Source organism: Xanthomonas hortorum (assembly GCF_024339125.1).
In the GTDB taxonomy this organism is placed as follows: domain Bacteria; phylum Pseudomonadota; class Gammaproteobacteria; order Xanthomonadales; family Xanthomonadaceae; genus Xanthomonas; species Xanthomonas hortorum.
Genome location: NZ_CP101417.1, coordinates 1918438 through 1944533 on the forward strand (window position 1 = coordinate 1918438; position 26096 = coordinate 1944533).

Annotated in this window: 27 protein-coding genes and 1 pseudogene; 7 read left to right on the forward strand and 21 right to left on the reverse strand. The window is 64.1% G+C overall.

Annotated elements, in window-relative coordinates; all coding sequences use genetic code 11:
* Positions 1 to 4 precede the first annotated feature (4 nt).
* From NMB96_RS08010 to NMB96_RS08020, 3 genes are all read right to left on the reverse strand, one after another.
* Positions 5 to 1165 (reverse strand): ABC transporter permease, encoded by a 1161-nt coding sequence (locus NMB96_RS08010; protein WP_006448815.1) that lies wholly within the window; start codon positions 1163 to 1165, stop codon positions 5 to 7.
* 12 nt (positions 1166 to 1177) lie between these two features.
* The gene (locus tag NMB96_RS08015; RefSeq protein ID WP_006448816.1) at positions 1178 to 1867 is read right to left on the reverse strand and encodes an ABC transporter ATP-binding protein; all 690 of its coding nucleotides are present in this window, start codon (positions 1865 to 1867) and stop codon (positions 1178 to 1180) included.
* A 471-nt stretch (positions 1868 to 2338) separates the two neighbouring features.
* Positions 2339 to 3583 (reverse strand): efflux RND transporter periplasmic adaptor subunit, encoded by a 1245-nt coding sequence (locus NMB96_RS08020; protein ID WP_255086637.1) that lies wholly within the window; start codon positions 3581 to 3583, stop codon positions 2339 to 2341.
* Between the two features lie 435 nt (positions 3584 to 4018).
* Between NMB96_RS08020 and NMB96_RS08025 the strand changes: the two are divergent.
* From NMB96_RS08025 to NMB96_RS08035, 3 genes and pseudogenes are all read left to right on the forward strand, one after another.
* Positions 4019 to 5206, forward strand: a pseudogene (locus NMB96_RS08025) (sensor histidine kinase).
* 91 nt (positions 5207 to 5297) lie between these two features.
* Positions 5298 to 5900, forward strand: coding sequence for a response regulator transcription factor (locus NMB96_RS08030; protein ID WP_255086638.1), 603 nt, complete (start codon positions 5298 to 5300; stop codon positions 5898 to 5900).
* A 335-nt stretch (positions 5901 to 6235) separates the two neighbouring features.
* Positions 6236 to 7024, forward strand: coding sequence for a ThuA domain-containing protein (locus tag NMB96_RS08035; protein WP_255086639.1), 789 nt, complete (start codon positions 6236 to 6238; stop codon positions 7022 to 7024).
* Positions 7025 to 7122: 98 nt separating this feature from the next.
* Here the strand turns inward: NMB96_RS08035 and NMB96_RS08040 are convergent, their stop codons facing one another.
* From NMB96_RS08040 to NMB96_RS08080, 9 genes are all read right to left on the reverse strand, one after another.
* Positions 7123 to 7665, reverse strand: coding sequence for a cytochrome b (locus tag NMB96_RS08040; RefSeq protein WP_023905513.1), 543 nt, complete (start codon positions 7663 to 7665; stop codon positions 7123 to 7125).
* On the reverse strand, positions 7662 to 8756 hold the full coding sequence (locus NMB96_RS08045) for a catalase family peroxidase (protein WP_023905512.1): 1095 nt from the start codon (positions 8754 to 8756) through the stop codon (positions 7662 to 7664). Before NMB96_RS08045 ends, NMB96_RS08040 begins: the two co-directional genes overlap by 4 nt.
* A 612-nt stretch (positions 8757 to 9368) precedes the next feature.
* Positions 9369 to 10739: a leucyl aminopeptidase family protein gene (locus NMB96_RS08050; RefSeq protein ID WP_023905511.1), complete on the reverse strand. Its 1371-nt coding sequence runs from the start codon at positions 10737 to 10739 to the stop codon at positions 9369 to 9371.
* A gap of 42 nt (positions 10740 to 10781) precedes the next feature.
* Positions 10782 to 11519 (reverse strand): HAD family hydrolase, encoded by a 738-nt coding sequence (locus NMB96_RS08055; protein ID WP_023905510.1) that lies wholly within the window; start codon positions 11517 to 11519, stop codon positions 10782 to 10784.
* Positions 11520 to 11619: 100 nt separating this feature from the next.
* On the reverse strand, positions 11620 to 12726 hold the full coding sequence (locus NMB96_RS08060; RefSeq protein WP_043889516.1) for an AI-2E family transporter: 1107 nt from the start codon (positions 12724 to 12726) through the stop codon (positions 11620 to 11622).
* A 172-nt stretch (positions 12727 to 12898) separates the two neighbouring features.
* On the reverse strand, positions 12899 to 13282 hold the full coding sequence (locus NMB96_RS08065; protein ID WP_023905508.1) for a hypothetical protein: 384 nt from the start codon (positions 13280 to 13282) through the stop codon (positions 12899 to 12901).
* A complete protein-coding gene (locus tag NMB96_RS08070) occupies positions 13279 to 13767 on the reverse strand; it encodes a phage holin family protein (RefSeq protein WP_255086640.1) in 489 nt (162 codons plus the stop codon). Before NMB96_RS08070 ends, NMB96_RS08065 begins: the two co-directional genes overlap by 4 nt.
* A gap of 3 nt (positions 13768 to 13770) precedes the next feature.
* Positions 13771 to 14133 carry a hypothetical protein gene (locus tag NMB96_RS08075; RefSeq protein ID WP_006450942.1) on the reverse strand — a complete coding sequence of 121 codons (363 nt, stop codon included), beginning with the start codon at positions 14131 to 14133 and terminating at the stop codon, positions 13771 to 13773.
* 115 nt (positions 14134 to 14248) lie between these two features.
* Positions 14249 to 15685 (reverse strand): Do family serine endopeptidase, encoded by a 1437-nt coding sequence (locus NMB96_RS08080; protein WP_006450943.1) that lies wholly within the window; start codon positions 15683 to 15685, stop codon positions 14249 to 14251.
* A 242-nt stretch (positions 15686 to 15927) separates the two neighbouring features.
* On the opposite strand from NMB96_RS08080, the gene NMB96_RS08085 reads away from it, so the two are divergent.
* Positions 15928 to 16779 (forward strand): histidine biosynthesis protein HisIE, encoded by an 852-nt coding sequence (locus NMB96_RS08085; RefSeq protein ID WP_255086641.1) that lies wholly within the window; start codon positions 15928 to 15930, stop codon positions 16777 to 16779.
* A 100-nt stretch (positions 16780 to 16879) separates the two neighbouring features.
* Here NMB96_RS08085 and NMB96_RS08090 read toward each other — a convergent pair whose 3' ends face one another.
* The 8 genes from NMB96_RS08090 to NMB96_RS08125 all read right to left on the reverse strand — a co-directional run bounded on the left by NMB96_RS08090 (position 16880) and on the right by NMB96_RS08125 (position 22351).
* Positions 16880 to 17542 carry a DUF3313 domain-containing protein gene (locus NMB96_RS08090; protein ID WP_229009573.1) on the reverse strand — a complete coding sequence of 221 codons (663 nt, stop codon included), beginning with the start codon at positions 17540 to 17542 and terminating at the stop codon, positions 16880 to 16882.
* 60 nt (positions 17543 to 17602) lie between these two features.
* Positions 17603 to 17893, reverse strand: a complete 291-nt coding sequence (locus NMB96_RS08095) for a hypothetical protein (protein ID WP_255086642.1) — start codon at positions 17891 to 17893, stop codon at positions 17603 to 17605.
* Between the two features lie 100 nt (positions 17894 to 17993).
* Positions 17994 to 19175, reverse strand: coding sequence for a sensor histidine kinase (locus NMB96_RS08100; protein WP_255086643.1), 1182 nt, complete (start codon positions 19173 to 19175; stop codon positions 17994 to 17996).
* On the reverse strand, positions 19172 to 19837 hold the full coding sequence (locus tag NMB96_RS08105) for a response regulator transcription factor (RefSeq protein WP_006450948.1): 666 nt from the start codon (positions 19835 to 19837) through the stop codon (positions 19172 to 19174). The genes NMB96_RS08100 and NMB96_RS08105 overlap by 4 nt, the downstream gene beginning before the upstream one ends.
* Before the next feature lie 151 nt (positions 19838 to 19988).
* Positions 19989 to 20876 carry a TIGR01777 family oxidoreductase gene (locus tag NMB96_RS08110; protein WP_023905501.1) on the reverse strand — a complete coding sequence of 296 codons (888 nt, stop codon included), beginning with the start codon at positions 20874 to 20876 and terminating at the stop codon, positions 19989 to 19991.
* 191 nt (positions 20877 to 21067) lie between these two features.
* Positions 21068 to 21661 carry a DUF4142 domain-containing protein gene (locus tag NMB96_RS08115; RefSeq protein WP_006450950.1) on the reverse strand — a complete coding sequence of 198 codons (594 nt, stop codon included), beginning with the start codon at positions 21659 to 21661 and terminating at the stop codon, positions 21068 to 21070.
* A 98-nt stretch (positions 21662 to 21759) separates the two neighbouring features.
* Positions 21760 to 22026, reverse strand: coding sequence for a hypothetical protein (locus tag NMB96_RS08120; RefSeq protein WP_023905500.1), 267 nt, complete (start codon positions 22024 to 22026; stop codon positions 21760 to 21762).
* 43 nt (positions 22027 to 22069) lie between these two features.
* Entirely contained in the window at positions 22070 to 22351 is a 282-nt protein-coding gene (locus NMB96_RS08125) for a hypothetical protein (protein WP_006450952.1), read from the reverse strand.
* A gap of 386 nt (positions 22352 to 22737) precedes the next feature.
* Here NMB96_RS08125 and NMB96_RS08130 point away from each other — a divergent pair, with 386 nt between their 5' ends.
* The 3 genes from NMB96_RS08130 (at position 22738) to NMB96_RS08140 (ending at position 24952) form a co-directional block, all read left to right on the forward strand.
* Complete coding sequence (locus NMB96_RS08130) at positions 22738 to 22902, forward strand: hypothetical protein (protein ID WP_023905498.1); 165 nt, start codon at positions 22738 to 22740, stop codon at positions 22900 to 22902.
* Positions 22903 to 23000: 98 nt separating this feature from the next.
* A complete protein-coding gene (locus NMB96_RS08135) occupies positions 23001 to 24086 on the forward strand; it encodes a DUF3182 family protein (protein ID WP_255086644.1) in 1086 nt (361 codons plus the stop codon).
* Positions 24086 to 24952, forward strand: coding sequence for an alpha/beta hydrolase family protein (locus NMB96_RS08140; protein WP_023905496.1), 867 nt, complete (start codon positions 24086 to 24088; stop codon positions 24950 to 24952). The genes NMB96_RS08135 and NMB96_RS08140 overlap by 1 nt, the downstream gene beginning before the upstream one ends.
* A 127-nt stretch (positions 24953 to 25079) precedes the next feature.
* Here NMB96_RS08140 and NMB96_RS08145 read toward each other — a convergent pair whose 3' ends face one another.
* Positions 25080 to 25901, reverse strand: a complete 822-nt coding sequence (locus NMB96_RS08145; protein WP_115039477.1) for a hypothetical protein — start codon at positions 25899 to 25901, stop codon at positions 25080 to 25082.
* Between the last annotated feature and the right edge of the window lie 195 nt (positions 25902 to 26096).

The following is a 26096-nucleotide window of genomic DNA, read 5'->3' on the forward strand; positions in this document are numbered from 1 at the left end:
CCTGTCAGCGGCCGGCGAGGGCATCGACGATCTTCAAGCGCTGCGCGCGTAACGCCGGCAGCACACCCACCACGATGCCGATGCCGGCCATCAGCCCCAGCCCGACCAACCAGGTCTGCAGCGGCACGCTCTGCACCGGCATCACCCCGCCGCTGCGTGCGGCCACCATCGGGATCACCAACGCTGCCAGGCCCATGCCGATCAACCCGCCCAGCCCGATCAACAGCACCGACTCGACCATCACCAGACTCAACACGGTGCGGTCCTGAAAGCCCAGCGTCTTGAGCGTGGCCAATTCCGGAATGCGTTCGCGCACCGCCTGCGCCATGGTGTTGCCGGTCAGCAGCAACAAGGTGAAAAACACCGCCGCCATGATCGAAGTGACGATCAACCCGATATCAGCGAACTGTTTGAGGAAGGCCTGCTGGAACGCCGATTCGGTCTGCGACTTGGTTTCGTGATCGGAGTTGGCCGACAACGCATCGATCGCCTGCGCCACCCGCGAGGCCTGGTCGGCATTGCGCAGCGTCACCGTGTACCAGCTGACCTTGCTCTTGATGTAGTCGTTGGACTCGTCGAAGTATTTCCAGTTCATCATCAACTGGCGTTCCTGATTGGCTGCCACCGTGCGGTCTTTCATGCGAAAGATGCCGACCAGTTGCAGCGGCCAATCGTTGCTGCCACCGCGCGGAAAGATGGTGGCCTGCAACGGGATGGTGTCGCCGATCTTCCAGCCATTGGCCTTGGCCAGGCTCTCTCCGACGATGGCACCGGTGCGCGTGGTCTGGAAGGCCTTGAGCTGGTCCTTGGGCAGCTCGTATTCGCTGTAAACGTCGAAGAAATTGGGCGCCACCGAGAAGTTGGGGAAGAAGTTCTTCGGGTCGCGATAGATACCGCCGAACCACATCGCCGAGGTCACATCGCGCACGCCCGGCACGCTGCGGATCTGCGATTCCAGGCTGATCGGCAGCGATTGGGTGATCGACAAACGCGAAGCGACCACCAGCCGGTCCACGCCGCTGACGTTGCCGCCGGAGGTGAAGGCCACGCGCACCGAATCGAGCATGCCGAACAACAAAAACGCCGCCACCACCGACAGCAGCGTCAACAAGGTGCGGGTCTTGCTGCGGAACAACTGCGCCCATACCAACGAGAGATACTTCATGGCATCACTCCTTTAGAGCACAAGCGGCGCGTCGGCCAGCTCGCCCTTGTCCAGGTGGATGGTATGGGTGGCGTACTCGGCGGCCTTGGGGTCGTGGGTGACCATCACGATGGTCTTGCCGTGTTCGCGATTGAGTTCCTGCAGCAGGCGCAGGATTTCTTCGGCGTTGTGGCGATCCAGATCGCCGGTGGGTTCGTCGCAGATCAAGAAAGTCGGGTCGGACACGATCGCGCGCGCGATCGCCACGCGTTGCTGCTGGCCGCCGGATAACTCGCTGGGTTTATGGGTGCGGCGTTCCTGCAGGCCGACCAGGGTCAGTGCGATTTCCGCATTGCGTTTGCGTTGCGCAGCATTGAGCGAGGTGAGCAGCAACGGCAGCTCCACGTTCTTCTGCGCGGTGAGCATCGGCATCAGGTTGTAGAACTGAAACACGAAGCCGACGTGGTGACTGCGCCAGGTCGCGAGCTGGCCACCACTCATGCGATCGATGCGCTCGCCTTGAATCTCGATCTCGCCGCCGCTGGGGCTGTCCAGGCCGCCGATCAGATTGAGCAAGGTGGTCTTGCCCGAACCGGACGGACCCATCAATGCGACGAAGTCGCCGTTGGCAATGTCCAGGTCAATACCGTGCAACACCTGCACCTGCTCGGGGCCGCGTTGGTAGGTCTTGGTGATGTTGCGCAAGCTGACGAGAGCGGTCATGGCGACTCCTGGCGGTGCAATGGGAAGAGTGAGGGCGGTGCGGCATGGCGACTGCGACTGCGACTGCGATTGCGATTGCGATTGCATTGAAGCGGCAAGGCGAGATGCGATGACTGTGGCGTTGCAGGGCAGTGCAGCGCCGTGCAACGAAAGACGCGACTACCGGACGAAGTGCTCGACTGCGTTTGGCGGTGACGCCCGAGGGTTTTACTTCTGCAATGACCGTTCACGACGTTTGATGCGGATCAAGATCGACATTGCGTTCTTTGGGACGTGTTGAATTGCGTTTTATTCACCCACAGCGCGATCTGGCGCAGAGATGCGCATACGACGAAGAGCAACTAACAAAACTACTCCGCGCTCGCCTGACGACCGCTTACTACGTTTTACTAGCCGCTCTAAATGCCGACGTAGGCGCCGCGCTCCCTGAGCGGCTTTGCAACCTGCGTTCTACTGCATCCGTCGCTGCCGTTACTCGGCAGCGTCCGCTTCCGCTTCGGCCACCGTGTCGCCGTCTTTCAGGCTTTGCGGTGGATCCAGCACCACGCTGTCGCCTGCGCTCAGGCCGGATAACACCTGGCGGTCCGCGCCCATCACCATGCCGGGAGTGACCGTCTGCGCGCTGACGGTGTTGCGCTCGCCCACCACGAACGCCACGGTGCGCGTGTCGCGTTCGACCAGCGCGGCCGCCGGCACGCGTACGCCCTGCGGCTTGCTGGCTTGCTGCGGTTTGGCCTGTTCGAGAAAGCTCACCCGCACGCCCATCTCCGGCACGATGCGCGGGTCCTTGACCTTGAAGGCCACGCGCACTTTCACCGTGGCCTTGCCGCGGTCGGCGGTGGGAATGATGGCGATCACTTCGCCGGGAATCTCCCATTCCGGGTAGGCGTTGAGTACCGCTTCCACCGGCATCTTCGGCTGCACGCGGCCGATGTAGGACTCGCCGACTTCCACCTCGATCTCCAGCGATTCCATATCCACGATGGTGCCGATGCCGGTGCGGGTGAAGCCGCCGCCGGCCGACAACGGCGAGACGATTTCGCCGGGTTGCGCAGCCTTGGCGGTGACCACGCCGGCAAACGGTGCACGCACCACGTTGAAGTCCGAGCGGATTGCTGAGATTGCCAGCTGGTCCGATGCCACGCGCACATTGCGTTGCGCGTTCTGCAGCTGTGCGCGCAAGGCGTCGCGCTGTGCGGTGGCCTGTTCGTACTGCGAGCGTGAGACCAGTTGCGCGCCGACCAGCGATTGCAACCGCGTGGCATCGGCATTGGCCACCGCCAGTTGCGCCTGCATGTTGTCGACCTGGCTGCGTGCGGCAGACAGTTGCGATGCGGACAGCGTGCGCTGCGCTTCGGCATCCAGCGGGTCCAGCGTGGCCATCACCTGGCCTTGTTCGACCCGCATGCCTTCTTCGATCATCACCTCGCGCACCTTGCCGGTGACCTGCGCCGACACCGTGGCCATGCGCCGCGCTACCACATAGCCCGACGCATCCAGCACCGAGGCGCTGCTGCTGCCGGCGCTGATCGCCACCACCGGCGCGGTCTGCACCTTCGCCACCGGGCGGCGGGTGAACCACCACGCCGCAGCCGCCAAAAGGATCACGATGACAACGGCAGCGATGATCCAGCCACCGCGCCGTGCAGGCTCAGGGGCGGCAGGACGCTGGCGGTCGATGCGGAGTTGCTTGAGTAGATCGGCGGAAGTATTCATCGATGACCAGGACGGGATGCTGCGCAAAATGTGACGGGCCGCAGGCGCCGCCGCAAGCTGCCGGAAGTCACCAACACAGCTGCGGCGACGAACGGTCGTGCGATCCAACGCTACTGCAAGGTGCTGCGCAGCATGCGACCACGGCGGCGTCGGCCGCCAGTGACAGCTGTCACCTGCACGCCATGACAGCGGCGACTGGCAGCGCTCGTAGTGCTGGACCACGCTGCGCCACCGTCATGACTGCCGGAATCGCCATGCTCTGCGTCCACCTGCACTGCCTGTGCGTGCCGCTCGCTGTTTCAAGGGATTGCCACGTACCTACGCAATCGGGCGCTGCAGATGCATGAGACCGCTCGCCCGCAGCGGCCCGCAGCGTCGCGTCACGCGGCGGGCCCGGCAGTGGCAGAATCCGATCACTCACAGGGACCCATCCCGATGCGCTTATGGCTTCCCGGCTGGCTTCGCCCCGCCGCCAATTCGCAGGTTGCAGCACGGCTGGCGCAAGGCCAGTCGCCGTGGATGGATGGCGTGCACCTGCTGTGGTCGAGCTGGGTGTTCGTGGTGCCGGTGTTTTCCTCGCGCGGGTACGACAGCACCTGGCTGCTGTGCACGCTGCTGTCGTACCCGGGGTTCCTGCTGCTGTACGCGCGCATGTTGCTGGCGCCGCGCGGCACCCTGTATCGCTATGCCTGGGCGATGGGCGTGCTCAGTGCCGCGTTGCTGCCGGTGTATCCCTCGGGCATCAGCTATTTCGTGTTCGCCTGCCTGAGCCTGCGCCCATCCACGCGGCATGCGGTGTGGCGGCACTTCGCGATGCTGGTGGTGATGAACGCGCTGTACCTTGGTTGGGCGCACTGGCTGGGGATGCGCCTGCAGTCGCTGGTGTGGTTGCCGGTGTCGGTGCTGGGCATGGCTGCGGTTGGGGCTGTCTACAGCATCAACGAACGCAAGGACGCGTTGTTAAGGCTGTCGCAGGACGAAGTACGTCGATTGGCCGCCACCGCCGAGCGCGAGCGCATCGGGCGCGACCTGCACGATCTGCTCGGCCACACCTTGTCGTTGGTGGCGCTCAAGTCCGATCTGGCCGCGCGCCTGATCGAGCGCGACCCGCAGGCCGCGCGCAGCGAGATCGATGCAGTGGCGCAGATTTCGCGCGATGCCTTGGCGCAGGTGCGGCGTGCGGTCACCGGCATCCGCGCCGCCGGGCTGGTGGCCGAGCTGGCATCGGCACGTGTATTGCTGGACATGGACGGCATCGTGCTGGAACACCAGCTGGAAGCGCTGGCATTGCCGCCCGAACACGAGACTGCACTGGCCCTGGTGGTGCGCGAAGCGGCCACAAACGTGCAACGGCATGCGCAGGCCAGACGTGTGCGCGTGAGCTTGCGCACGTAGGGCGAACACGCGCTGCTTGAAATCACCGATGACGGGCGCGGTGGTGTGATCGTGCCCGGCAATGGCCTGGACGGCATGCGCACGCGCCTGCATGGACTGGGTGGCGCGCTGGAGGTGGAGGCCCTGCCGCGCGGCATGCGCCTGCGCGCCAGCGTGCCGTTGCCGCGGCCGACACTGGCGACGGCGCAGCCGCCATTGCCGGTCCCGTTGATGCCGCAGTCGCGTTGATTGCACCTGCGCCGACTGCACCTCACTCAATGCACGGCAGGTGTCACCGCTGCTATCGTGCGCCACCATTGTCTGCATACGAGCGCGCGCGATGATCCGGGTGTTGTTGGCCGAAGACCAGGCGCTGCTGCGTGGCGCATTGGTCGCCTTGCTTGGACTGGAAGACGATATCGAGGTGGTCGGCAGCGCGGGCGATGGCGAAAGTGCCTGGCGCGAATTGCAACGCCTGCAACCGGATGTATTGATCACCGATATCGAAATGCCCGGTTTGACCGGCCTGGAACTGGCCCAGCGCATCCAGCGCCAGGCACTGCCGGTGCGGGTGATGATCGTCACCACCTTCGCCCGCCCCAGGTTTTTGCGCCGCGCGTTGGATGCCGGCGTCGCCGCGTATCTGCTCAAGGATGCGCCAGCCGAACAACTGGTCAGCGCGCTGCGTCAGGTGCAACGTGGCGGGCGGGTGATCGACCCGCAACTGGCAGTGGACGCGTGGGTGGAGGCCGACCCCTTGAGCGAACGCGAACGCACCGTGTTGCGGTTGGCTGGCGAAGGCCGCTCGGCCAGCGAGATTGCGCAGCAGCTGCAGCTGTCGCATGGCACGGTGCGCAACTACCTGTCCGAATGCATCGGCAAGCTGGGCGTTGCCAATCGTATCGAAGCGTATCGGTTGGCGCGGCAGAAGGGCTGGCTCTGAAGCATTGACGCAGACGCGTTGCGTTGCGGTGCCAGCGAGCGCAACCCTGGATGGCATTGGCCGCGCAATGTCGCGCATCGATCGTGCACTGCCGCAGCAGGCAGCTTCCAACCGTGCCCAGGTGCGGCTAACAATACGACTGCGCTCACTACCAGGCGGGCGCAGCAGGTGCTAGGTACAGCATGCACCGCTGGCGCGCCTCGGTTCTGATTACGCAGTCAGCAGAGTCCGCAGTCCGCAGACAACTACTCGCCGCGATTTGTCAGCCACTCTAAAAAGCATGCCGCACGCACGCAGGTACACTGCCGAACGAGTGATCATCGCGAGCGAACTGCATGAAATATCTGTGGCTGTTGGTTCTGCTAGTTGCCTGCACATTCAATGCATCCGCCGAGCAATTCAAGATATTGGTGGCGGCCATTCCCAACCAGTATCACCACGACTATATCCCGGTGGCCAAGCCGCAATTCGAAGCGATGGCGCGCAAGCACTATGTCGAGCTGGTATGGGCGTGGAATGCCAAGGCCTTCGATGGCGATCTGTCGCAATATGCGGCGATCGTGCTGCTCAATACACCGGCCACCGATCTGGATCCCACTCAGCGTGCGAACTTCCAGAAGTACGTGCGCAACGGCGGCGGCGTGGTCGCGGTGCACAAGGCCTTTGCGATCAAGCGCGGCGAGTGGGAGTGGTACGACCATCTGATCGGCCGCTCGTTCCGGACCCATCCGTACATGCAGACGGCGATGGTGGATGTGGTGGACGCCAACTTCCCCGCCACTGCCGGCCTGCCCAAACGATGGGTGTGGACCGACGAATGGTACGAATACGACCCGCCGTACAGCGATGACCTGGTCACGCTGTTGACGGTGGACGAGACCAGCTACGACCCCACGCTGATCTGGCCTGGGCAGGTCGCCAAGGGCATGGGCAAACAGCATCCGGTGGCGTGGTATCACCATTTCGAAGGCGGCCGCGTATTCGCCACCGCGCTCGGCCATTTGGCCGAGGCGTATAACGACCCGCGCTATTTAGATCATCTTTACGGCGGGATTTACTGGGCCGCGACTGGCAAAGGCATCGACGCATTTACGCCAGCGGCTGAAACAAAGCGCCAGCGTTAAGCATTAGCCCTCTCACCTCGGGAGAGGGGTTGGGGTGAGGGTACGTCCGCGCAGTGCAATCACGCTGTGCAACACGTCCTCAACCACGCACCCACTCATCAACGCGCAGACCGCTCCCCACGCGCCATGCTGGAAAACACGCCGTCCCGGCGCACCCATGCATGAAACAACGCCGCGCTCAGATGCCCCAGCACGGTGGCAAACAACAGATACGCCAACCAGCCATGTGCGCTACGTAGCCACGCGTACAACGCAGGATCGTGCGGTGCGATCGGCGGCAATTGCGCGCCAGGCCACAACACGATCGGATACGCGCCGGCCGACAACATCGCCCAGCCGATCAGCGGCATGCCGAGCATCAACGCATACAGCAACCAGTGCGAGGCGATCGCAGCAGCTTTTTGCCACGCCGGCAGATCGGCCGGCAACGGCGGCGGGCGGTTGCGCAGGCGGTTGATCAAGCGCAGCACCGCAAGGATCAGGATCGTGATACCCAGCGGACGATGCAGATCGATCAACCATGGCCGCTGCGTGACCGAGGCCACCATGCCTACGCCGACGAACAACATGGTCAGGATCATCGCGGCCATCAACCAATGCAGCACGCGTGCGGGCAGATTGAAGTGGGTATGGCTGCTCATGGGTGGGCTCCCTGGCCGGTGGCGGCACTGCCTTGGCCGTTGGCGATCTCATGCTCGCGCCGATTGAACGATTGCGAATACACCGACGAACGCGCCGCCAGGATCGGGTCGTTCGATCCGGCGATACCCTTGGGCAAAATCAGCGGGTCGTAGTTGAGATCGCGGCACGGGCCGGTGGCCTGCGGCTCGGCATGATCGATCGAGACGGTGCCGGCCACGATCTGCTTGCGGCTCTCCGGCCACGGCTGCGAAGGATCGTCCACCGCATCGCCCGGTTCGGCAATGGTCAGCACCATGTCCCAACGCAACGGTCCCTGCGCCAGACGTTGATCGAGATCGGTGGCGAGAAAATCGCCATCGGCCTTGGCACGCTGCTCGGCACTCAATTCCTTGAACGGCGTATGCGGGCGCATCGACCAGCGGATGTAACGCTCGCGTCCATCGGCGGCAATGGCGCGGAAGGAATTCACCCCGTTGTACTGCGTGTTGGCCCAACTATCCGACCACGGCGCGGTCTTGGCCCACTGCTGAAACTTGGCCGCCTCCGGATACTGCTTGCCGAACGCGGCCAGCTTGGCCGGATCGGGTTTGCCGGTGGCCGGGTCCGGCTTGGAGGCCACATTGAGCGCCTGAAAACCGGCGGGCGTGGCCACCACGAAGAACGGAAAACTGTTCATCGCGGTGCGCCATTCCTGCCCGTCGTCGCTGCGCAACAGCAGCGCCATGCTGCGTACGCGCGCGGCGCCATCGGCGCCATGCGGGTCGCCGCCGCCGATCGACATGCGCCCGAGCACCGGCGTGCTGGCCTGGCTGAAGATGCGTGCCGACGACAGCCAGGTCGCCTTGCCGCTGGCCTTGAATTCGCCGCTCACACACACGCCTTTGGTGTGCGCGCGGCGAAAGCCCGGATGCGGCGGTCCGCTGGATTCGATGGTGTCGGTCATGCGCGCGGCGGTGAGCCGGTCGCTACCGATCCAGCCGGCGGTCCAGGCAAACGCCACCGCGATGCCGCCGGCAATCGCAGCGATGCCGAGCAGCGGCGGCACAGCACGTGAGCGCTGCGGCGGTGGAGAGGGAGGTGGCACGTTCATGGCTGACTCCGGTGGGCGATGCAATGAGGGTCGATGCGGTACTGAGTCAATGCAGTAAGACAATGTGCGGCGCAGAGATGGTCAGGCCCGCCAACGTGCGGCGCAGGCACGACCCGTCGGCGAATAGTCCACGCTCCAGTGCGTCTACTGTGTGATGCTGCCACCAAAGCGGCCGATGAATGATCCCGATGACGGGCAATGGCGCAGCGTGCTGAGGGCATTACGCCTTCGACCCGCTCGGCTTGGGGATCTCCAGATGACGCTGAAGCTCGAGCGCTCGGTCACCTTGAGAGAGTAATCGAACGGTCTGGATGCGTCGGTTGTAGAGCATTGGTGCTGCGACTTGGCTGCAGGGTCCTTGCCCGCCCACCATCGCGGGACACGCCGCAAGTACGTCCCTGTAGGCTCTTACGCGGCATCCATGCCGCGTAAGGTCCCGCGAGGGTGGGCGGGCAAGGACCAGTGGAGATGGTCGGTGTGCATGGTTGCGAGCAGTGCATGCGGTGCGGTCTGATCAGGCAGCTTCAATCCGATCAACGTTTCTGCAATTGCCGACATCACATCACGCGTCAACGAAGGCCAGTGTGGCCAATGCTGTGTCGCCAGCCGGCCTCAGCCACCGTAACGCTGCTTGAGCATCGCGTAAGCCGAGCGCAACGCCAATGCTTCGCCACCGGCCGGGCGGCCGGGGCGGTCGCTGTCGTTCCAGGCGTACACGTCCAGATGCGCCCATCGCTGGCCGGGTGCGACGAAGCGCTCCAGATACAGCGCGGCAGTGACGGCGCCGGCCATGCGCGAGCCGGCGTTGGCCATGTCGGCCACGTGGCTGTTGAGATAGCGCAGGTACGGGCGCCACAGCGGCATGCGCCAGACCGGGTCGCGGGTCTGCTCGCCGGCGCTCAGCCAGGCCTGCGCCAGAGCATCGTCGTTGGCGAACAGCGCAGGCAGATCCGGGCCAAGCGCGATGCGCGCGGCACCGGTGAGCGTGGCGAAATCCAGGATCAGATCGGGACGCTGCTCGGTGGCGTAGCTCAGCGCATCGCACAGCACCAGGCGGCCTTCGGCATCGGTGTTGTCCACTTCCACCGTAACGCCGGCGCGGGTGGTGATGACTTCGCCGGGGCGGAACGCATCCGGGCCAACCGCGTTTTCCACCGCAGGAATCAGCAAGGTCAGCCGCACCGGCAACTGCTGCGCCATCACTAGGCCGGCCAGGGCCAATGCATGCGCCGCACCGCCCATATCCTTTTTCATGTTGCGCATGCCGTCGGCCGGTTTCAGATCCAGCCCGCCGGTGTCGAAGCACACGCCCTTGCCGACCAGCACCAGATGCGGATGCTCGGCCGCGCCCCAGCGCAGCGCGATCAGACGCGGCGCGCGATGCGAGGCGCGTCCCACTGCATGGATGGTGGGGAAGTTCTGCGCCAGCAACTGCTCGCCGACGATCGCCTCGACCTGCGCGCCATGCGTTTGCGCCAGTGCGCGCGTGGCATCTTCCAGCTGTTGCGGGCCCATGTCTTCGGTGGGTGTGTTGACCAAGTCGCGCACGCGTAAGCAAGCTTCGATCAAGGCGCGGGTTTCCGCCGATGGCGCAGCCGCCAGTTCGGCCGGTGCACGCGGCACCTTGCGATAGCGCGAGAAGCGATACGCGCCCAAGCCCCAGCCCAGGTGCAGCAGCGCCTGTTCGGTGTCGCTCAATGCGCTGGCCAGCGTCCAGCGGCTCGCCGGCGGCAACGCCATCGGTGCATGTGCGTAGGCGTAGGCATCGGCGCGGTCGCCAATGCCCAGGATCGCCCCGGCCAGCCCGTTTTCGCCTGGCAACAACAACACGCTGCCCTGTGTGGCATCGAAGCGCTGCGCCTGCGCCCACGCCAACACGCGCGTGGGCTGCTCGGCGCACCAACCTGCAAAGCCTGCGCGGTCGAGCACATACAGCGGCAACGCGGCGGCGTTGGGATCGATGAAACCGGTGAGCTGCGACATGGGAATCCTTGAATGCGGCGCCGTGCGCCGAGCAATAGTGGCTCAGGCGGGAAGGCGGACGCCATCGTGTGCGGCGCCTGGATGCGGCCGGTGTGCGTCGAGCCAATCGGCCAGCCCGGCCATGGAGTCGAACTCCAGATCGGGCTGCTGTGTGGGGTGCGACCATTGCGCGCCTTCGCGATTGATCCAGCATGCGCGCAAGCCGGCATCCAGCGCGCCCAGCACGTCCATGCGCACGTGGTCGCCCACATGCAGCACCTGGGCCGGCGGCGCGTCCAGCCGCGCGCATGCGGCCAGGAAGATGCTCGGGTCGGGTTTTGCGCTGCCGTGTTCGCGCGAGCCCAGCTGAAACGCAAAGTGGTGCATCAGCCCGATGCGCTGAAGATCGGCGTTGCCGTTGCTGAGCGCCGCCACCGGCACATGTGCGGCAATGCGCGCCAGTGCGTCGAGCGCGTCCGGATAGCATTCCACCTGGTTGCGCGCGGCGTAGAACACCTCATAGGCGGGTTCGAGCAACGCCAGATCGCCGCCGCTCTCGCGCAGTGCCATTTCCAGCGTCAACCGGCGCAGCGCGCTGAGGTCGTGATGCAGGTGCGGGTTGTCGGCAAAGCTGCGCTCGCGCAGTTCGCGCATTGCCTCTACCGGGAAGCGCTCGGCAGTGACCGGGCTGTGCTCGCGCATCCAGTCGTACAGCACCTGATCGATCCGCGCCCCGATCGGCGCAAAGGGCCACAACGTATCGTCGAGGTCGAGAGTGATGGCGCTGATGTGGAAGCTCATCGCGAGATTGTAATGCCGGGAATGGGGAGTCGGGAATCGAGAATGGGTAGAGCGGCGCCTCTGCTCTTGCGATTCCCAACTCCCGATTCCCGATTCCCGGCTACTCAAGCAGCCTGGCCCAACGCTGCATCCCCTCCACCCGGCTCAGCACCATCTTGATGCAGACCAGCAGCGGCACCGCCAGCAGCAGGCCCACCATGCCCCACAGCCAGCCGAACAGCATCAGCGCCAAAATCAACATCAGCGGCGAGATTGCCATGCGTCGGCCCAGCACGATCGGGGTCACTACCTGGCCTTCGATGGTGTGCAGCGCCAGATACAGGATTGCCGGCAGCATCGCCGACAAGGTGGTGCGAAATTCCACAAAACCCATCAGCAGCATCAGCATCACGCCGATCAGCGGGCCCACATACGGCGCAAAGTTGAGCAGCGCCACGACCGTGCCCCATAGCAATGCTTCGGGCAGCGGAATCTTGAGCGCATACAGGATGCCGGCGAAGACCAGACCGACCAGCGTATTGATCACGCTGATGGTGAGCACATAGCGCGAGACCTCGCGTTCGATGTCCAGCATGATTTCGGTGGTGAAGCGCTGTTGCTGTCGATTGGGCAGCAAGGCGATCGCATGCCGCTGCAGGCTTTCGCCATAGACCATGAAGAAGAACGTCAGCAGCACTACCGCCAGCACCGAGGCGGCCAATTTGGGCGTACGCACCAGCGCCTTGTACGGGTCGTCCATCTGCGTGCGCACGATCTGCACATTGCGCTGGCCTTCGCCGCCGGCCGCGCGTGCAAAATTTTCCGCGGCCTGGTTGGCCTGCATCACCGGTTTGGTGAGATCGCGCACATCGCGCGCGATCTGGCGCATCTGCCGCGGTGCCTGCTGCACCCATTCCGCAGCCGGGCCGGCCAATTGCGCGGCCAGCGCCACGGTGCCGGCCAGACCCAGGCACAACACCATGAAGGCGCCAAGAAAACGTGGGATATAAAGCTTGCGCAGGCCGCGCAGGATGGGATTGCCGATCAGAGCGAAGAACGCCGCCAGCATCACCGGCAGGATGATCGTCTGCGCTGCCCACAAGGTGTAGCCCACCGCCAGCGTGGCCAGCACCACCAACGAGGCCGGGGCCCGCGGGCGCGGTGCCGGTGGGGGCGGGAGCGATTCTGCCGGGACGGCAGCATCCAATGAGTCGATGGGAAGAGACATGCGCGCCCTGGCAGCAGACTGGCGTGGTGCCAGCGGTGGGCCATTATCGGCAGAACGCGTCAACAGCGCGCACAGAGTCTGTGCGCATCACGTCAGTATCGAAAATTCGTTGGCGGACTCGGCCGCACAGACAGTACACAAAGGCACACGGTGGCCGCCTTCAGCGCAGCAATCAGGCTGCGCGGTCTACCGGCGCCTGCACCACGGTCACCGGCGGATCGGCAGCAACCTCTTCAGCGTTGTCGGCCGCACGTTCGGCCTGCTCGGAGGCCTCCTGCGCGCGATGTGCGGTAAACAGTGCAGAGATCGTGCTGATCATCTGCAGGATCTTCGGGATACCGCCCAGCTTGCTGGCGATGCTGCCAAGCGCGGCTTGCGGTTCGTTGCGGCCAGTGACAAAGCCCAGTCCGAAACCCACCACCACGATGCGCAGCGGCGACCAGCCAGCACGCCAGGTCTGGCGTAATTCACCCCAATGCTGACGCGTTTCTTGGGCGCGCCCTTCCACCAGAAATTCAGCGCGCTCGACGCGCTGACGCAAGGTGCCAAACTTCATGTACGCGCTCCATTGCTGGGCGATGCAGTGGCATCGTCGTCGTCATTGCTGTCATCGAAGATGCCCAGCTTGATCAACTGGCGACGTGTCGCATTCAAGCCGGTGTGATCGAAGTAGAAGAACACCCGCCACGCCGCGATGCCGGTGACCAGCAAGCTGGCCAACGCGGTGAAGAACATTGCCTGGAACCACGACAACCCGGCGCGCTGCAACAACGCGATGATCGCGCCTGCCAACAACAACCATGACGAAGCGCCGAAGACCACGGCAACGCATGCCCATGCCAGGCCGCGCCCGAAGGCACTACGTGCAAGTTGCAGATCGGCCGACACCAGCCGGCGTAGTGCGCGGCTGGTGTCCTTGGCCGAGCCCAGCGTCGCACGACCGGCAACGCCGACCGCACGCACGCTTTCGTCCAGTCCTGGCGTTTCCGCACGCGCGTTGGGCGCGTCGGATGCTCCAGCTGTAGAGGCCTGATCGCTCACGACTTAGTTGTCGTTGCTGCGTGCCAGCTTGGCAATGATCCAGCCGGTCGCAAATGCAACGCCAAACGCTGCCAGCGGACGCTCGCGGATCAGATCGGTGGCGCTTTCCAGCAGGTCGTTGCCCTTGCTGACCAGCACATCGAGTTGCTCTTTGGCAGCGGCGCCGCCGAACTCTGCAGCCGCCATGCCGGCCAGTGCGGTGTCGGACAGCTCTGCCTTGACGTTGGCGCGACCGAGCTTGAGCTCATCGCCCGCAGCGCTGGTGGCGCCCTTGACCGCTTCGCCTGCAGCGCTGGCAGCGGACTTCAGGTGGGTGCTGGCTTCGCTCAGATTCTCTTTCAGCTGATCGGTATTGGTGGGGCTCATGCAATATCTCCTTCGGTCATTGATGGCAGCCGCGACAGCATGCGGGCGTGGTGCAGCAATAGCATCGCTGCGGTGTAGGGGGTGTTAGTGGACGTGCATCGCAGTGCACGCCACGTCAACGCATCAACGCGTCGTACTGCGCGTTGCCACGCAAGATGCGTACGACCAATTGCTGCGGTTTACGTTGAAAGTTGGCGCGCCAGCTGGCCAGATCGGCAAACTCGCCCACGCTGCTGGCCACGATCACATCGCCGCTGACCAGGCCATTGGCTGCGGCACGACCGCCGCGTTTGACCTCGCTGACCATCACCCCGGTAATGCCGGATTGGCGCAGCGATTCGGGCAGGTCCACAAAGGTGGCGCCGCCCAGGCGTGGGTCGAGCATGTCGCCGGTGACCGCGCGATCCTGCTCTTTCAGTGTGGCGCTGAGCTTGAGCGGTTTGCCGTCGCGACGAATCTCCAAGGTCACCGCACTTCCTACCGCTTGCAGGCCTTCGTAGTTGTGCAAGGCTTCGGCACTGTCCACGCGTTGGTCGTTGGCCGCCACCACCACATCGCCCGGCTGCACGCCTGCGGCCGCAGCAGCGGAACCTGGCAACACGCGCGTTACCAGAGCGCCGCGCAACGAATCCACACCCAGGCCCTGCAGCATCTGCTGGGTAAGGTTCTGGGTTTCCAACCCGAGCGTGCCGCGCACCACCACGCCCTTGGTGACCAATTGCTCCACCACATTGCGCGCCAGGTTAGAGGGGATCGCCAGGCCCAGCCCGATATTTCCGGCCATGCTGCCCTGTGGATTGAAGCTGGCAGTATTGATGCCCACCAGCTGGCCTTGCAGATTGACCAGCGCGCCACCGGAGTTGCCCGGATTGATCGAAGCATCGGTCTGGATGAAGTTCTGGTAGCCCAGCCCGCGAATACCGCTGCGGCCCACCGCCGAGACGATGCCGGAGGTGACCGTCTGGGTGAAGCCGAACGGGTTGCCGATCGCCACCACAAAATCGCCCACGCGCAACGCGCTGCTATCGGCCAGTTTGATGTCGGTGAGCTTGTCGGCCTTGATGCGGATCAGCGCGATATCGGTGTCGGCGTCGGAACCGATGAAGTCGGCCTTGACGGTGCGCCCGTCGCCCAGCGTGACCTGCACGTCGTCGGCATTCTCGATGACGTGGTGGTTGGTCAGCACATAGCCCTTTTGCGCATCGATGATCACGCCCGAGCCCAGCGATTCGTTGATGCGGTCCTGCGGAATTTCCGGAAACAGCCGGCGCAGGATCGGGTCGTTGAAGAACGGATTGCGCACGCGTACCACTTGCTTGGTGTTGACGCTCACCACCGCCGGCATCGCTTGCTGCAGCATCGGCGCCAACGACGGCACCGGTTGCCCGGCGACCGCAGCCGGCAGCGCGGCAGCCGCGGGCAGGGTGAAGGACGCAGTGCCGGCCGGGGTGGCCTCGGCACGGTTGTCCAGCCAGGCATTGATGCCGGTGGCGGCAAATCCGCCGAACGCGGCGGCCAATGAAAGTGTCAGCAGGGTAGGCAGCGGTCGCATGCAACGGAATCCGGTTACGCGGTGGAAGAGGAATAGGGCGTCTGACTGCGTAAATCAAGCTGAACGAGAGTGCCAGTGCGCGATTTAACTCCTGGTGAAAGCGCCGCGCACCCCTTGCAGGCCCTGCGTTGACAGCCGCTTGAGCCCGGCGTAGCGTCCGCTTGGTCCGATGCCTGTTCAGCATACGCATGCCGTCGTGCATCGCCTGCGTTTTTCAGAAATGACGCCCTTAAGGAGGGTCTATGAGCAACGGCAATGGTGTGACGGCAACCCTGTCCGACGCCGTCGACAGCGTAAAAAGCACGGCCACCGAGCTGACCGAAACCATCGCCAGCACCACCAGCGATGCGGTTGCCAGCGTGCAGGACGCGGCCGGCACGGCGGTGGAAGAGGTCAAGACGCGCGTGGCCAAGGCACGCAAGGCCGTGGTCAAGGTCGAAAAACGCGTGGTCAAAAAAGCCAATGAAGCGGCCACTGCCGTCACGCGCAGCGTAGCCAAGACCAAGCGCTCGCTGGTGTCGACCAAAGAGGCTGCCAAGGACAAGCTGACGGCCACCAAAGACGCGGCCAAGCACAAGCTGAGCACGACCAAAGACGCAGCAAAGCAGAAGTTGACCGCGACCAAGGATGCGGCCAAGCAGAAGCTGACCAGCAGCACCGCTGCGGCCAAGCAGAAACTTGCCAGCACCAAGGCCAGCGCCAGGCAGAAGCTGGAAACCGCCAAGGCCAACGCCAAGGCCGAAGCGGCTGCATTGACTGCCAAGACTGCCGCCAAGAGCGCAGCGCGCAAGAGCGCGGTGGCGACGGTCGGCGCGCGTTCGGCAGCGAAGAAGGCTGCGGCCAAGTCGGCTGCCGTCAAGAAGCCGGTCGCCAAAACCATTGCCAAGACCACGGCCAAGAAAGCGCCAGTGGCCAAGCAGACCGCGACCAAGCAGGCAGCCGTGAAGAAGGCGCCGATCAAGAAGGCGGTAACCAAGACCGCGTTGAAGAAAGCCGCCAAGGTGACCAAGACCCCGGCAACGCGCGCAGTGGCCAAGACCACCGCCGCCCGCAAGGCCATCGGCAAGAAAGTGGCCAAGCGCGTGACGCGCTGATGGTGCGGGGCGAAGCCCTCGTGTCGTTCCAACTGCACGAGGCTTCGCTCGTACCCTCATCCGGCGCTACGCGCCACCTTCTCCCGATGGGAGAAGGGAGTTACTCCATCCCTTTGACCAACTGCTCGGCACCCTTGCGAATGCCGGCTTTTGCCGCGTCGTATGCACCCAGGCTGGCCTTGATGTTCATCGCGCTCGGATACTGCTTTTCGACATAGGCAGCGAGCAGGCGATTGCTCTGTGCATCGAAGATTTCCACCGCATAGCTGACCGAGCCGGAGAACGCGCCCTCCTTGCCGCGCGCGGCCTGCACTGCGTTGTAGGAACCGCCGCCGATATCCACCTTCATGAAGGTGCCGAGTACGCGCTTGCTGGGCTTGGCGCCGGTCAATGTGATGCGTACACGTAAGCTGTCGCGCTCTGCCGTGGTCGCACGCTGCCAGCGTTGTCCGATCGCATTGCCGAACTCCTGCTGCATGTAGTCGGCCAACATGCGTTTGTCCTGCTCGGCCACGTCTTCGAATTGCGCGTCCGGGCCGCGATAGATACTCACCGGCTCGATCAGCGCGGCACGGTAGCGGGTCCAATCCACTTCGCTCTTGTAGGAATACGGCATGCGGTCGCCGCGGCTGCCGTCGTGCGGGCGCAAATAACTGGCAGAAGGCAGTTGGCTATACGGCATCGGACGCGTGCTGGCGCAGCCGATCAGCGTCACGCTAACCATTACGAGCGCGCAGCAACGGAGAGAAAAAGAGTGCGACATGAAAAAGTACCTGAAGAAGAGGGAATGGCGTTGCAACAGCACACAGCCGATGCCCAGCGCTCAATGCATCAAGAAACTGGCCAAGGCCAGCGCAAAGACCACCGCTGCGGCAACGAACAACACACTGCTTTTTGCCCAGTACTGCAGTCGGCGGGCATCGCGCGCGCTGCGGATATCCGGCAGCGCGCTCCAGATTTCGCGATTACGCGTGCCGGTGCGGCCGCAGCGGAATTCCGGCGCAGGCGTCGCAGCATTGACAGCGGTCGTGACGCTGTCGTTGGCGGCGATGTGCGGTGCCAGCAGCGAGACGGCTGCCGGAGCGAGATGGGTGGAACGGATCGAGTGGAACATCACCATGCATCCTGGACGCGTGCGGTGAGTGCACTCTAGGCAAGCGGTTTTGGAAACCTATTGGTATCGTCGGCGCGCCATTGCGGTGCGCGGACTGCAGTCAGTCGCTAATGCGCGCACTGTCGCTGGCAAACACCACGCGCACGCACAGGCCACGTCCCTCGTTGCCTTCGCAGGTTTCGATGGTGGCTTCGTGCAGCCGTGCGATGCCGGCCACCAACGACAGCCCGATACCGCTGCCTTGCACCTCGCTGTCGGCAACCCGGTAAAAGCGTTCGAAGATGGACGCGCGTGCGCTCTCCGGCACGCCGGGGCCGTCATCGCTGACCTGCACGAACGGGTGCAGCACATCGGCGCGCAGGCAAAAGCCGCAACTCACTTCAACCGTGCCATGGGTGCGGCCGTAGCGGATGGCGTTGTCGACCAGATTGCGGATCAGGATCCCCACTGCGTCCACATCGCAACGCAGGGTGCACGGCGCGGCTTCCAGCTGCAGAGTGATGTGGCGCGCATCGGCCTGCACGCTGAATTCGTCCAGCACATGGGTGATCAATTCGCCCATATCGACCTGCTGATACGCCGCCGATGTGATGCCTGCATCCAGCCGCGCCAGGTCCAGTAATTGCTCGGCCAGACGGTTACTGCGGCGTGCGGTTTCCAGCAGCTGTTGCAGCGCCGCATCCTTGGCTTCCAGCGTGGGCGCACGCAGCGCGACTTCGGCATAGGCATGCAGCGCCGACAGCGGGGTGCGCAATTCGTGTGCGGCATCGGCAACGAAATCACGTTCGGCCTGCACGGTTTTTTCCACCCGCGCCAGCAAGGTGTTGAAGGAGCCGATCAGCGGACGGATTTCATCCGGCACCTGGCCCAGCGGCACCGGTTCGGTATCCAGCCCGGTGCGTTGCGCAATGGCGAGCGAAACAGCGCGCAGCGGCCCGAGCGAGGTGCGCACCGCCCACCACATCAGCAGGCCCAGGATCGCTAGCTGCGAGGTATTCAACACGATGGCAGTGAGCGTCTGCTTCAGGCTGATGCGCGAGGACGCGTTGCCCATCGGGGTCTGGATGTCTGCCACATCCGGAGGGTCTGGGGTATCGAAGCGATGCTCCAGCGTGTCCGGTAACACGGAGACCAATTGATCGCCGAACGTGTTGAGCTCCTGCTCGAACACGCTGTGATGGCCCTGGGTGACCAGTGCGACCAGGATCCACAGCGAGGTGGACCAGCTCAGCAACACGATTGCGGCCAGCGCCGCCAGCATGCGCGCCTGCAGCGATTTCATTCGGGCGCCTTGCCGACCATGTAGCCCTGGCCATAAATGGTGGAGATGAGTTCGTCGCCCAGCTTGCGGCGCAACTGGTGCACATACACCGCGATCATGTTGCTGCCGCCTTCGGACGGGCCGCCGTAGACGCCTTCTTCCAGCTGATCCTTTGTGACCACGCGTCCAGCGCGTTCCATCAACGCGAGCAGCAGGCGGTATTCGTGCGCGCTCAGTGCCACCCACTTGCCGTCCCTGGTGACCTTGCGGCTGCTCGGGTCCACGCAGACATCGCCCTGGGTGAGCAGCGGCACCACGCGGCCCTGGCTGCGCCGGGTGATTGCGCGCAGCCGCGCCATCAGCTCATCGAACTGGAAGGGTTTCACCAGGTAATCGTCGGCGCCGGCATCCAGGCCGCGGATGCGGTCGGTGAGCTGGCCGCGCGCCGTCAGAGCGATCACCGGGGTGGCGTCGTACTGGCCGCGCATGAAGCGGATCACGGTCAGCCCGGACTCGCCGGGCAAGCCGATATCCAGCAGCACTGCCGTATAGCGATGGTCCACCAGCACGGTCTTGGCGGCGTTGGCACTACCGACATGGTCGATGGTCCAGGACTGCTGGCGCACGCCGGCGCAGATCGCGTTGGCCAGCATGGTGTCGTCTTCGACGAGGAGCAGGTGCATAGAGGTTCCGCCGGGCACGGGGCCAGTCCGAGATGCGCGCCACTGTCGGAGGTCGCCATTAGGCAAATATTAGTGCATGGCCCAGGCGCGCATTTCAGCGCGGCCAGCGGCGTTGTCCCGGTGGCCGAAGTCACCGGGCCGGTGGCGCCGCTCAGCGCTGCAGGATGGCGCGCAACGCCGCTTCCAGGCCTGGGTACTGGAAGCGGAAGCCGGCTGCGAGCGCACGCTGCGGCAGCACCCGCTGGCTGATCAGCAGCAGCTCGGCCATTTCGCCGAAGCCCAGCCGCAGCAGGCCGGCGGGCAGCGCCAGCAGCGCCGGGCGGTGCAGCACCCGGGCCAGCGTGCGCGCGAACTCGGCGTTGGTGACCGGGGTCGGTGCGGTGGCGTTGTAGGCGCCGGCTTCGCCGTGCTCGAGCAGCCATAGCAGCAGCGCGACCATGTCGGCGCGGTGGATCCAGCTCATCCAGTGGCCGCCATTGCCGAACGGGCCGCCGCCGCCAAAGCGGAACGCCGGCAGCATGCGCGCCAGCGCGCCGCCATCGCGGTCGAGCACGATACCGGTGCGCACCCAGCTCACGCGCGGGCCCAGTGCGGCGATCTTGGCCGCTTCGGCCTCCCAGTCGCGACACAACACGGCGGAAAAATCGTTGCCGGCGCTGTCTGCTTCGGTCAGCGCGGTGTCGCCACGTTCGCCGTAATAGCCCACCGCCGAGCCGGAGATCAGCACGGACGGACGCTGCTCGGCCGGTTGCTGCGCGATCCAGGCCTGCAGTTGCCGGGTGATGCCCAGCCGCGATGCGCGAAATTGCTGCTTGCGTGCGTCGGTCCAGCGGCCGGCCGCCAGCGGCTCGCCGGCCAGGTTGATGACGGCATCGGCTTGCACGCCGTCCAGCGTCTCCACGGCGGTGATGCCGGGCAGGGTGCGGCTGGCGCGGCGGGGATCGCGCGTCAGTACGCTGACCTGATGCCCGGCGCGCAGCAGGGCCGGGCACAGTGCCTGGCCGATAAAGCCGGTGCCGCCGGTAATGAGCAACTGCATGGTGGAGATTCCTGGGCCAAGGCGATGCGGCACGATAGGCCAGGGTGGACGGCAGTGGAGTGAAGTCGATGCCTTGCCGGTGCTGCGATCGGATCACGGCGTGTTGCACCGAGGTGATCGCTTCGCGCAGCCCAAACGCAAACGCGCCGGACCAGCCGGCGCGTTGCGCGATCGTTAAAACAGCCGAGCGCTTACTTCGACGAAGACACCGCGTGGGCGCGCTCGAAGTGCGCCGACACCACGCGGCGGCTTTCTTCCAGATGCTGCTTGACCGCAGCGCTTTCGGCGGCGGGCAGCAGTTCGGAGTCGATGATCTTGATGGTGTCGCCATGGTCGATGACCATGGTGCGCATGAAGCCGTTGCGATATGCATCCTTGCCGTCGGGAAGGGTCAAGGTCTGCGACAGCGCATCAGCTGACGCCTTGCCCTTGGCGCGCATCGCATCGGCGCGCGCGCTGCCGGTGGCACCCAAGGCCTTGCACTTTTCGAGATTGGCTTCGTGGTCGTGCAGCATCTGCTTGGCGAATGCGTCGGTGGCGCCGCCCATGTCCTGCGCGATGGCCTGCTTGGCCAGCGCGATTTCGTTTTCATCCAGCGCCGCCAGCACGCCCAGCACCGCGCCATCGCCCTTGGCCAATTCGGCTGCGCCGGTGCCGCTGACCGGTGCGGCAGTGGGTTCCGGCGACACCGCCGGTGCGGTGCGCGAGGCATCGCCGCCGGGGCGATCACATGCGGTAAGCGTCAGCATGGCGAACAACGAGGTAGCAACAAGAAGGGATTTCATGGACGTCCTGAGCGTTGAAGAAACCGCCGGCAGGTGCCGACGGCAAAATGCAAAGGAGCCGCTGTGCGGCTCCGATAATGCGCGGGGGAGTTATGCACTCACGCCCACTGGGTCTGGGCTACCGACCCGAGGCCCATCGGCCTGGCCGGTGCATGCACTGCGTCCTGCGCGCTGCGACAGATACGCGTCATGCGTGCGGTGCGTTCGCGAATCACTGCGTGTTCGCTGGCCGGCGCACTGCCCAACAGACTGGCCACATGAAAGCCAAGGATGTCCTCCGCGCGGTCGCCCTGGTCGCTGACGATGTGCGGTACCAACCGCTCCAATCGTTCCAGCTCCTGCTGCACTTGATACGGGGTTTTCATGACGTTCTCCAATGAATAACGGGTCCTGCTGACATTGACGTACTCAACTATTGCGCATGCCCAGACGCTGCCAGCAATCGGTGGCCAACTGCTCGTAATTGGACTGGGTGTTGGATGAAATGAAGTGATGTTCCAGGCGGTCGCGAAACAATCGCAGACGCTCCTGATCACTTGAACGCGGTGCCTGCAGATAGATATCGCAGGCCATTTTCACCACCGGTGACAACTCGCTGAACTTGCCTGCACCAAGGTTGCCCTGGGCATGCCGCGCTTGCCAATGCGCGATTTCGGCTTGTACATCGATAACGGAGGGGTCTCTGCTCATGACTTCGGGTGGTCCGGGTTAAACAAACTTGACGTGCAGGGTAACTGCGGGTATGTCAACGAATGATCATCGAACGCGACCATTGGCTCTTCGTGCGGCCGTATTGCCTTAATTGGTCAGCGTGTTCATAGATCTCTACACGCTGCATATGCACTGCGGCCGACCTGCGAATTCCAGCGTCGACGGCAGCGACCACATTCGGCTCGTGCACCGGCCTGTATCACTTTGAGCGGATCGAGCGCCGCGCAAACGAGCACAGTGCAAAGATGAATACGATAAATTGCGCTAGAAACAGCCGTGTTTTACGGAAGATTCTGAACCGCTCTACACCTGTGTAACGTCTGATCCGTAAGCTCTGCAGTGACGTAATGGAGAGAGCACCTAGGATGCAGGAGAGCGAAAGCAGTCGCAGCAAGCCGCAGCACGCCAGCGGCACATCGGAAGCACGCGTGTGGTGGCATGCCTTGTTGGAGTTGCGTGGCGGGCGCGTCGCCATCAGCCTAGTCGTGGTGCTTGTGATTGTGCTCGGGGTCTACCTGGTACTGAAGTGAAACGCTAGCGCAACCCGCGTGCGCTAACGCATTGCAGGTTTCAGGTGCGCGATTAGAGCCAGAACGATCAAGCGGCCGAGCGCCGCGAGGGGAACGTGATGGCACACAAGCAGTATCGGCAGGTGCTGGGGCACGTCACGCGTCTGGTGCCCGAACACGGCCATGAGCGGATCACGCATGCGTGGGTGTGCAGCGAAATTGAACGCTTGCTGGGCGCGCATGATGCAACAGCGGTCGCTGATGATGCCGCAGTCTTCCATGTGCCCGACGAGACCCTGACCACCGAGCAGGCGCATTGCTTGGGAATCGACGACAACGGCGATCTGCTGGGTGGCATCGTGCCGCACGCGTTTCTGGCGACCAAGGTGATTGGTCATCCGCTGATCGCCGACGATGCGGCCAGCATCCCTGGTTGGAATCAGGCGCTAGCCACCGCGCTGATCCCGGCCACGCTACCAGGCTACACGGTGTTTTCGCGTGCCGATGCCGAGCAGGCGCTGGATGCATTGCTGGCAGGCGGAGGGGTGCGACTCAAGCTGCCGACCGGCGTCGGTGGCAATGGTCAATGGCGCATCGCCAATGCCGCGCAGTTGGCAGATGCACTGGACAGCCTGCCTGACTGCTATCTTGCGACGCACGGCGCCGTGCTGGAGCGCAACGTCCTGCATGCAGTCACGCATAGCGTTGGCGAGTTGTGTGTTGCCGGAATTCAGATCGCCTATTTCGGCACGCAATGCAACGTGCGCAACGCGCAGGATGACGAGGTCTATGGCGGCTCGTCGCTGCAGGTGTATCGCGGATCGCTCGAAGCGCTGGCCGCCACCGCGCTGTCGGCATTGCAGAAACACGTAGTTGAACAGGCCTGCAGATACGATCGATTCATCACCGCCGCCTATCCTGAGTTGCACATCTCGCGCCGCAATTACGATGTGGTCAGCGGTGAAGATGCGCAGGCTGGGCTGATCTGCGGCGTGCTGGAGCAATCCTGGCGGGTCGGTGGCGCCACCCCGGCCGAGCTCGCTGCAATCGCCCGCTTTCAGCAAGACCCGGCACTGCAATGGGTGACAGCATCCACGCATGAGATCTATCAGGGCGAACCGCCGGCCGATGCGCAGATCTACTACCGCGCCGAGCATGCCGGGCCAGGTCCGCGCTACAAATACAGGAGGGTATCCAGCACCTAATGGAAGCCAAACTTTCCAGCATCCAAATTCCTGTCGACCAGGACGCGCTCAGCGGCACCTTGCTCACGCCGTCTGGCATGCCGGCCGTGTTGTTCGTGCACGGCTGGGGTGGCAGCCAGCACCACAATCTGCTGCGCGCGCGCGAGGCGGTGGGCCTGGGCTGTATCTGCATGACCTTCGACCTGCGTGGTCACGAAGGCTACGCATCGATGCGCCAGACAGTGACGCGTGCGCAGAACCTGGACGACATCAAGGCCGCCTACGATCAGCTCGCGCATCTGCCGTATGTGGATGCGCAGTCGATCGCCGTGGTTGGGCTGAGCTATGGCGGTTATCTGTCTGCACTGCTGACGCGCGAGCGCCCGGTGGAATGGCTGGCATTGCGCTCGCCTGCACTCTACAAGGACGAACATTGGGACCACCCCAAGGTCAGCCTCAATGCCGATCCGGAGTTGATGGACTACCGCCAGCGCACGCTGACGCCCGATGACAACATCGCCCTGGCCGCCTGCGCGCAGTACAAGGGCGATGTGCTGCTGGTGGAAGCAGAAAACGATGTCATCGTGCCGCACCCGGTGTTGCGCAATTACGCCGATGCCTTCGTCAATGCGCGCTCGCTGAGTACGCGGGTGATTGCCGGCGCCGACCATGCCTTGAGCGTCAAGGAGCATCAACAGCATTACACGCGCGCATTGATCGACTGGTTGACCGAAAAGGTTGTCGGGCGTCGGATCGCGTTGGCCAAGGAAGTGGTGGCCGCACGCAAGCAGCTGCTCAAGGAGCAGGGCGACGCGGTGTCGTCTTCGGGGCAGGGCGCGCGTGAGTTTCTCGGCGATATCCGGGCAGTGGAAAAGACCTCCGGTTGATCTGGCGCAGTGGCTAATCACGCCATGTTCAATCATCACGAACGCGCGGCAAAAAAAACGGGCCACTGGGCCCGTTCTTTTTATTACGCTCTCGCTTTCACTGCAGTGAAGCGCTGGATCGAGACGGCTACACGCGTGGATCGGTCGGGTTACGACGTGCGGCTTCGTCGTGATGCTCGGAGTCGAATGCCTCGCGCACGGCATGCTTGGCCTTTTCCCAGCTCAGACGCGAGTTGGACTTGAAGCGGTCCCAGCCATCGCCCAGGTCGCGTTCCAGATGGTCGTCCCACTGGCGGCCGGCGTGCTGCTGGCGTGCCTGCATGCCGTAGCGATACGCCGGGCGATAATCGTCGTACGAATAGTCGGCATCGCGATAACCTGCGCTGTCGAAGCGACCTTCGTAGTGGGTGTCGCCATCGCGATACACGCTGTGCGTGCGATCGGCGCGCTCCCAGGCATCGCGTGCAGCCAGACGTGCATCGTCCCACTCCAGACGCGATTCGCCACGATTACGTGGCCACTCGCCGGCCAGGGTCGCTTCGGTTTCTTCCCAGGTGCTGGTCGGACGCGTTTCGCGTGCCTGCAGACCGAACCCGTAAACCGTTGCGTAATCGCGATCGTAATCGGTGCCTTCCTTGTAGTAAGGACGGTTCTGATGTTCCTGGCGCCAGTATTCGGATTCAACGGTCGGGTCCAGGCGTTCCGCCACGCCCTTGCCGGCCGCAGCGCCAGCAACAACACCGACTGCCGCACCGATCAAGGTGCCCAGCGGGCCGAACACGGTGCCGGCCAACGCACCTGCGGCAGCGCCGCCCGCGATGCCACCAACGCCCACGCCAACCGGATGCGATCCGGGTGCACCGGAGATCGGGTCACGATTCGAATCCTGTGCTTCTGCTGCGCGTTCCTGCTTATCCAGCTTGTCTAGATTGCTGTCGTGATTGGTCATGTCGTCTCCGGCTGTCTGGTGGATGCGGTCTGTGGATACAGATCGCCAACGTGGCGCCACCATGGCCATGCAGGAGTGAAACGCGTGTGCGTAGATGTGAGCATCATCGCGACATGCCTGAACTGTGCACGAGTGCAGTGCGGATGAGGTCGGTGACATACAGCTGCAACATTTTCCCGCGGAAATTAAGAGGCA

Bases quoted from the DNA above. Each gene is read 5' to 3' on its own strand.
- NMB96_RS08010 (WP_006448815.1), bottom strand. From the start codon at position 1,165: ATGAAGTATCTCTCGTTGGTATGGGCGCAGTTGTTCCGCAGCAAGACC.
- NMB96_RS08015 (WP_006448816.1), bottom strand. From the start codon at position 1,867: ATGACCGCTCTCGTCAGCTTGCGCAACATCACCAAGACCTACCAACGC.
- NMB96_RS08020 (WP_255086637.1), bottom strand. From the start codon at position 3,583: ATGAATACTTCCGCCGATCTACTCAAGCAACTCCGCATCGACCGCCAG.
- NMB96_RS08030 (WP_255086638.1), top strand. From the start codon at position 5,298: ATGATCCGGGTGTTGTTGGCCGAAGACCAGGCGCTGCTGCGTGGCGCA.
- NMB96_RS08035 (WP_255086639.1), top strand. From the start codon at position 6,236: ATGAAATATCTGTGGCTGTTGGTTCTGCTAGTTGCCTGCACATTCAAT.
- NMB96_RS08040 (WP_023905513.1), bottom strand. From the start codon at position 7,665: ATGAGCAGCCATACCCACTTCAATCTGCCCGCACGCGTGCTGCATTGG.
- NMB96_RS08045 (WP_023905512.1), bottom strand. From the start codon at position 8,756: ATGAACGTGCCACCTCCCTCTCCACCGCCGCAGCGCTCACGTGCTGTG.
- NMB96_RS08050 (WP_023905511.1), bottom strand. From the start codon at position 10,739: ATGTCGCAGCTCACCGGTTTCATCGATCCCAACGCCGCCGCGTTGCCG.
- NMB96_RS08055 (WP_023905510.1), bottom strand. From the start codon at position 11,519: ATGAGCTTCCACATCAGCGCCATCACTCTCGACCTCGACGATACGTTG.
- NMB96_RS08060 (WP_043889516.1), bottom strand. From the start codon at position 12,726: ATGTCTCTTCCCATCGACTCATTGGATGCTGCCGTCCCGGCAGAATCG.
- NMB96_RS08065 (WP_023905508.1), bottom strand. From the start codon at position 13,282: ATGAAGTTTGGCACCTTGCGTCAGCGCGTCGAGCGCGCTGAATTTCTG.
- NMB96_RS08075 (WP_006450942.1), bottom strand. From the start codon at position 14,133: ATGAGCCCCACCAATACCGATCAGCTGAAAGAGAATCTGAGCGAAGCC.
- NMB96_RS08080 (WP_006450943.1), bottom strand. From the start codon at position 15,685: ATGCGACCGCTGCCTACCCTGCTGACACTTTCATTGGCCGCCGCGTTC.
- NMB96_RS08085 (WP_255086641.1), top strand. From the start codon at position 15,928: ATGAGCAACGGCAATGGTGTGACGGCAACCCTGTCCGACGCCGTCGAC.
- NMB96_RS08090 (WP_229009573.1), bottom strand. From the start codon at position 17,542: ATGTCGCACTCTTTTTCTCTCCGTTGCTGCGCGCTCGTAATGGTTAGC.
- NMB96_RS08095 (WP_255086642.1), bottom strand. From the start codon at position 17,893: ATGTTCCACTCGATCCGTTCCACCCATCTCGCTCCGGCAGCCGTCTCG.
- NMB96_RS08100 (WP_255086643.1), bottom strand. From the start codon at position 19,175: ATGAAATCGCTGCAGGCGCGCATGCTGGCGGCGCTGGCCGCAATCGTG.
- NMB96_RS08105 (WP_006450948.1), bottom strand. From the start codon at position 19,837: ATGCACCTGCTCCTCGTCGAAGACGACACCATGCTGGCCAACGCGATC.
- NMB96_RS08110 (WP_023905501.1), bottom strand. From the start codon at position 20,876: ATGCAGTTGCTCATTACCGGCGGCACCGGCTTTATCGGCCAGGCACTG.
- NMB96_RS08115 (WP_006450950.1), bottom strand. From the start codon at position 21,661: ATGAAATCCCTTCTTGTTGCTACCTCGTTGTTCGCCATGCTGACGCTT.
- NMB96_RS08120 (WP_023905500.1), bottom strand. From the start codon at position 22,026: ATGAAAACCCCGTATCAAGTGCAGCAGGAGCTGGAACGATTGGAGCGG.
- NMB96_RS08125 (WP_006450952.1), bottom strand. From the start codon at position 22,351: ATGAGCAGAGACCCCTCCGTTATCGATGTACAAGCCGAAATCGCGCAT.
- NMB96_RS08130 (WP_023905498.1), top strand. From the start codon at position 22,738: ATGCAGGAGAGCGAAAGCAGTCGCAGCAAGCCGCAGCACGCCAGCGGC.
- NMB96_RS08135 (WP_255086644.1), top strand. From the start codon at position 23,001: ATGGCACACAAGCAGTATCGGCAGGTGCTGGGGCACGTCACGCGTCTG.
- NMB96_RS08140 (WP_023905496.1), top strand. From the start codon at position 24,086: ATGGAAGCCAAACTTTCCAGCATCCAAATTCCTGTCGACCAGGACGCG.
- NMB96_RS08145 (WP_115039477.1), bottom strand. From the start codon at position 25,901: ATGACCAATCACGACAGCAATCTAGACAAGCTGGATAAGCAGGAACGC.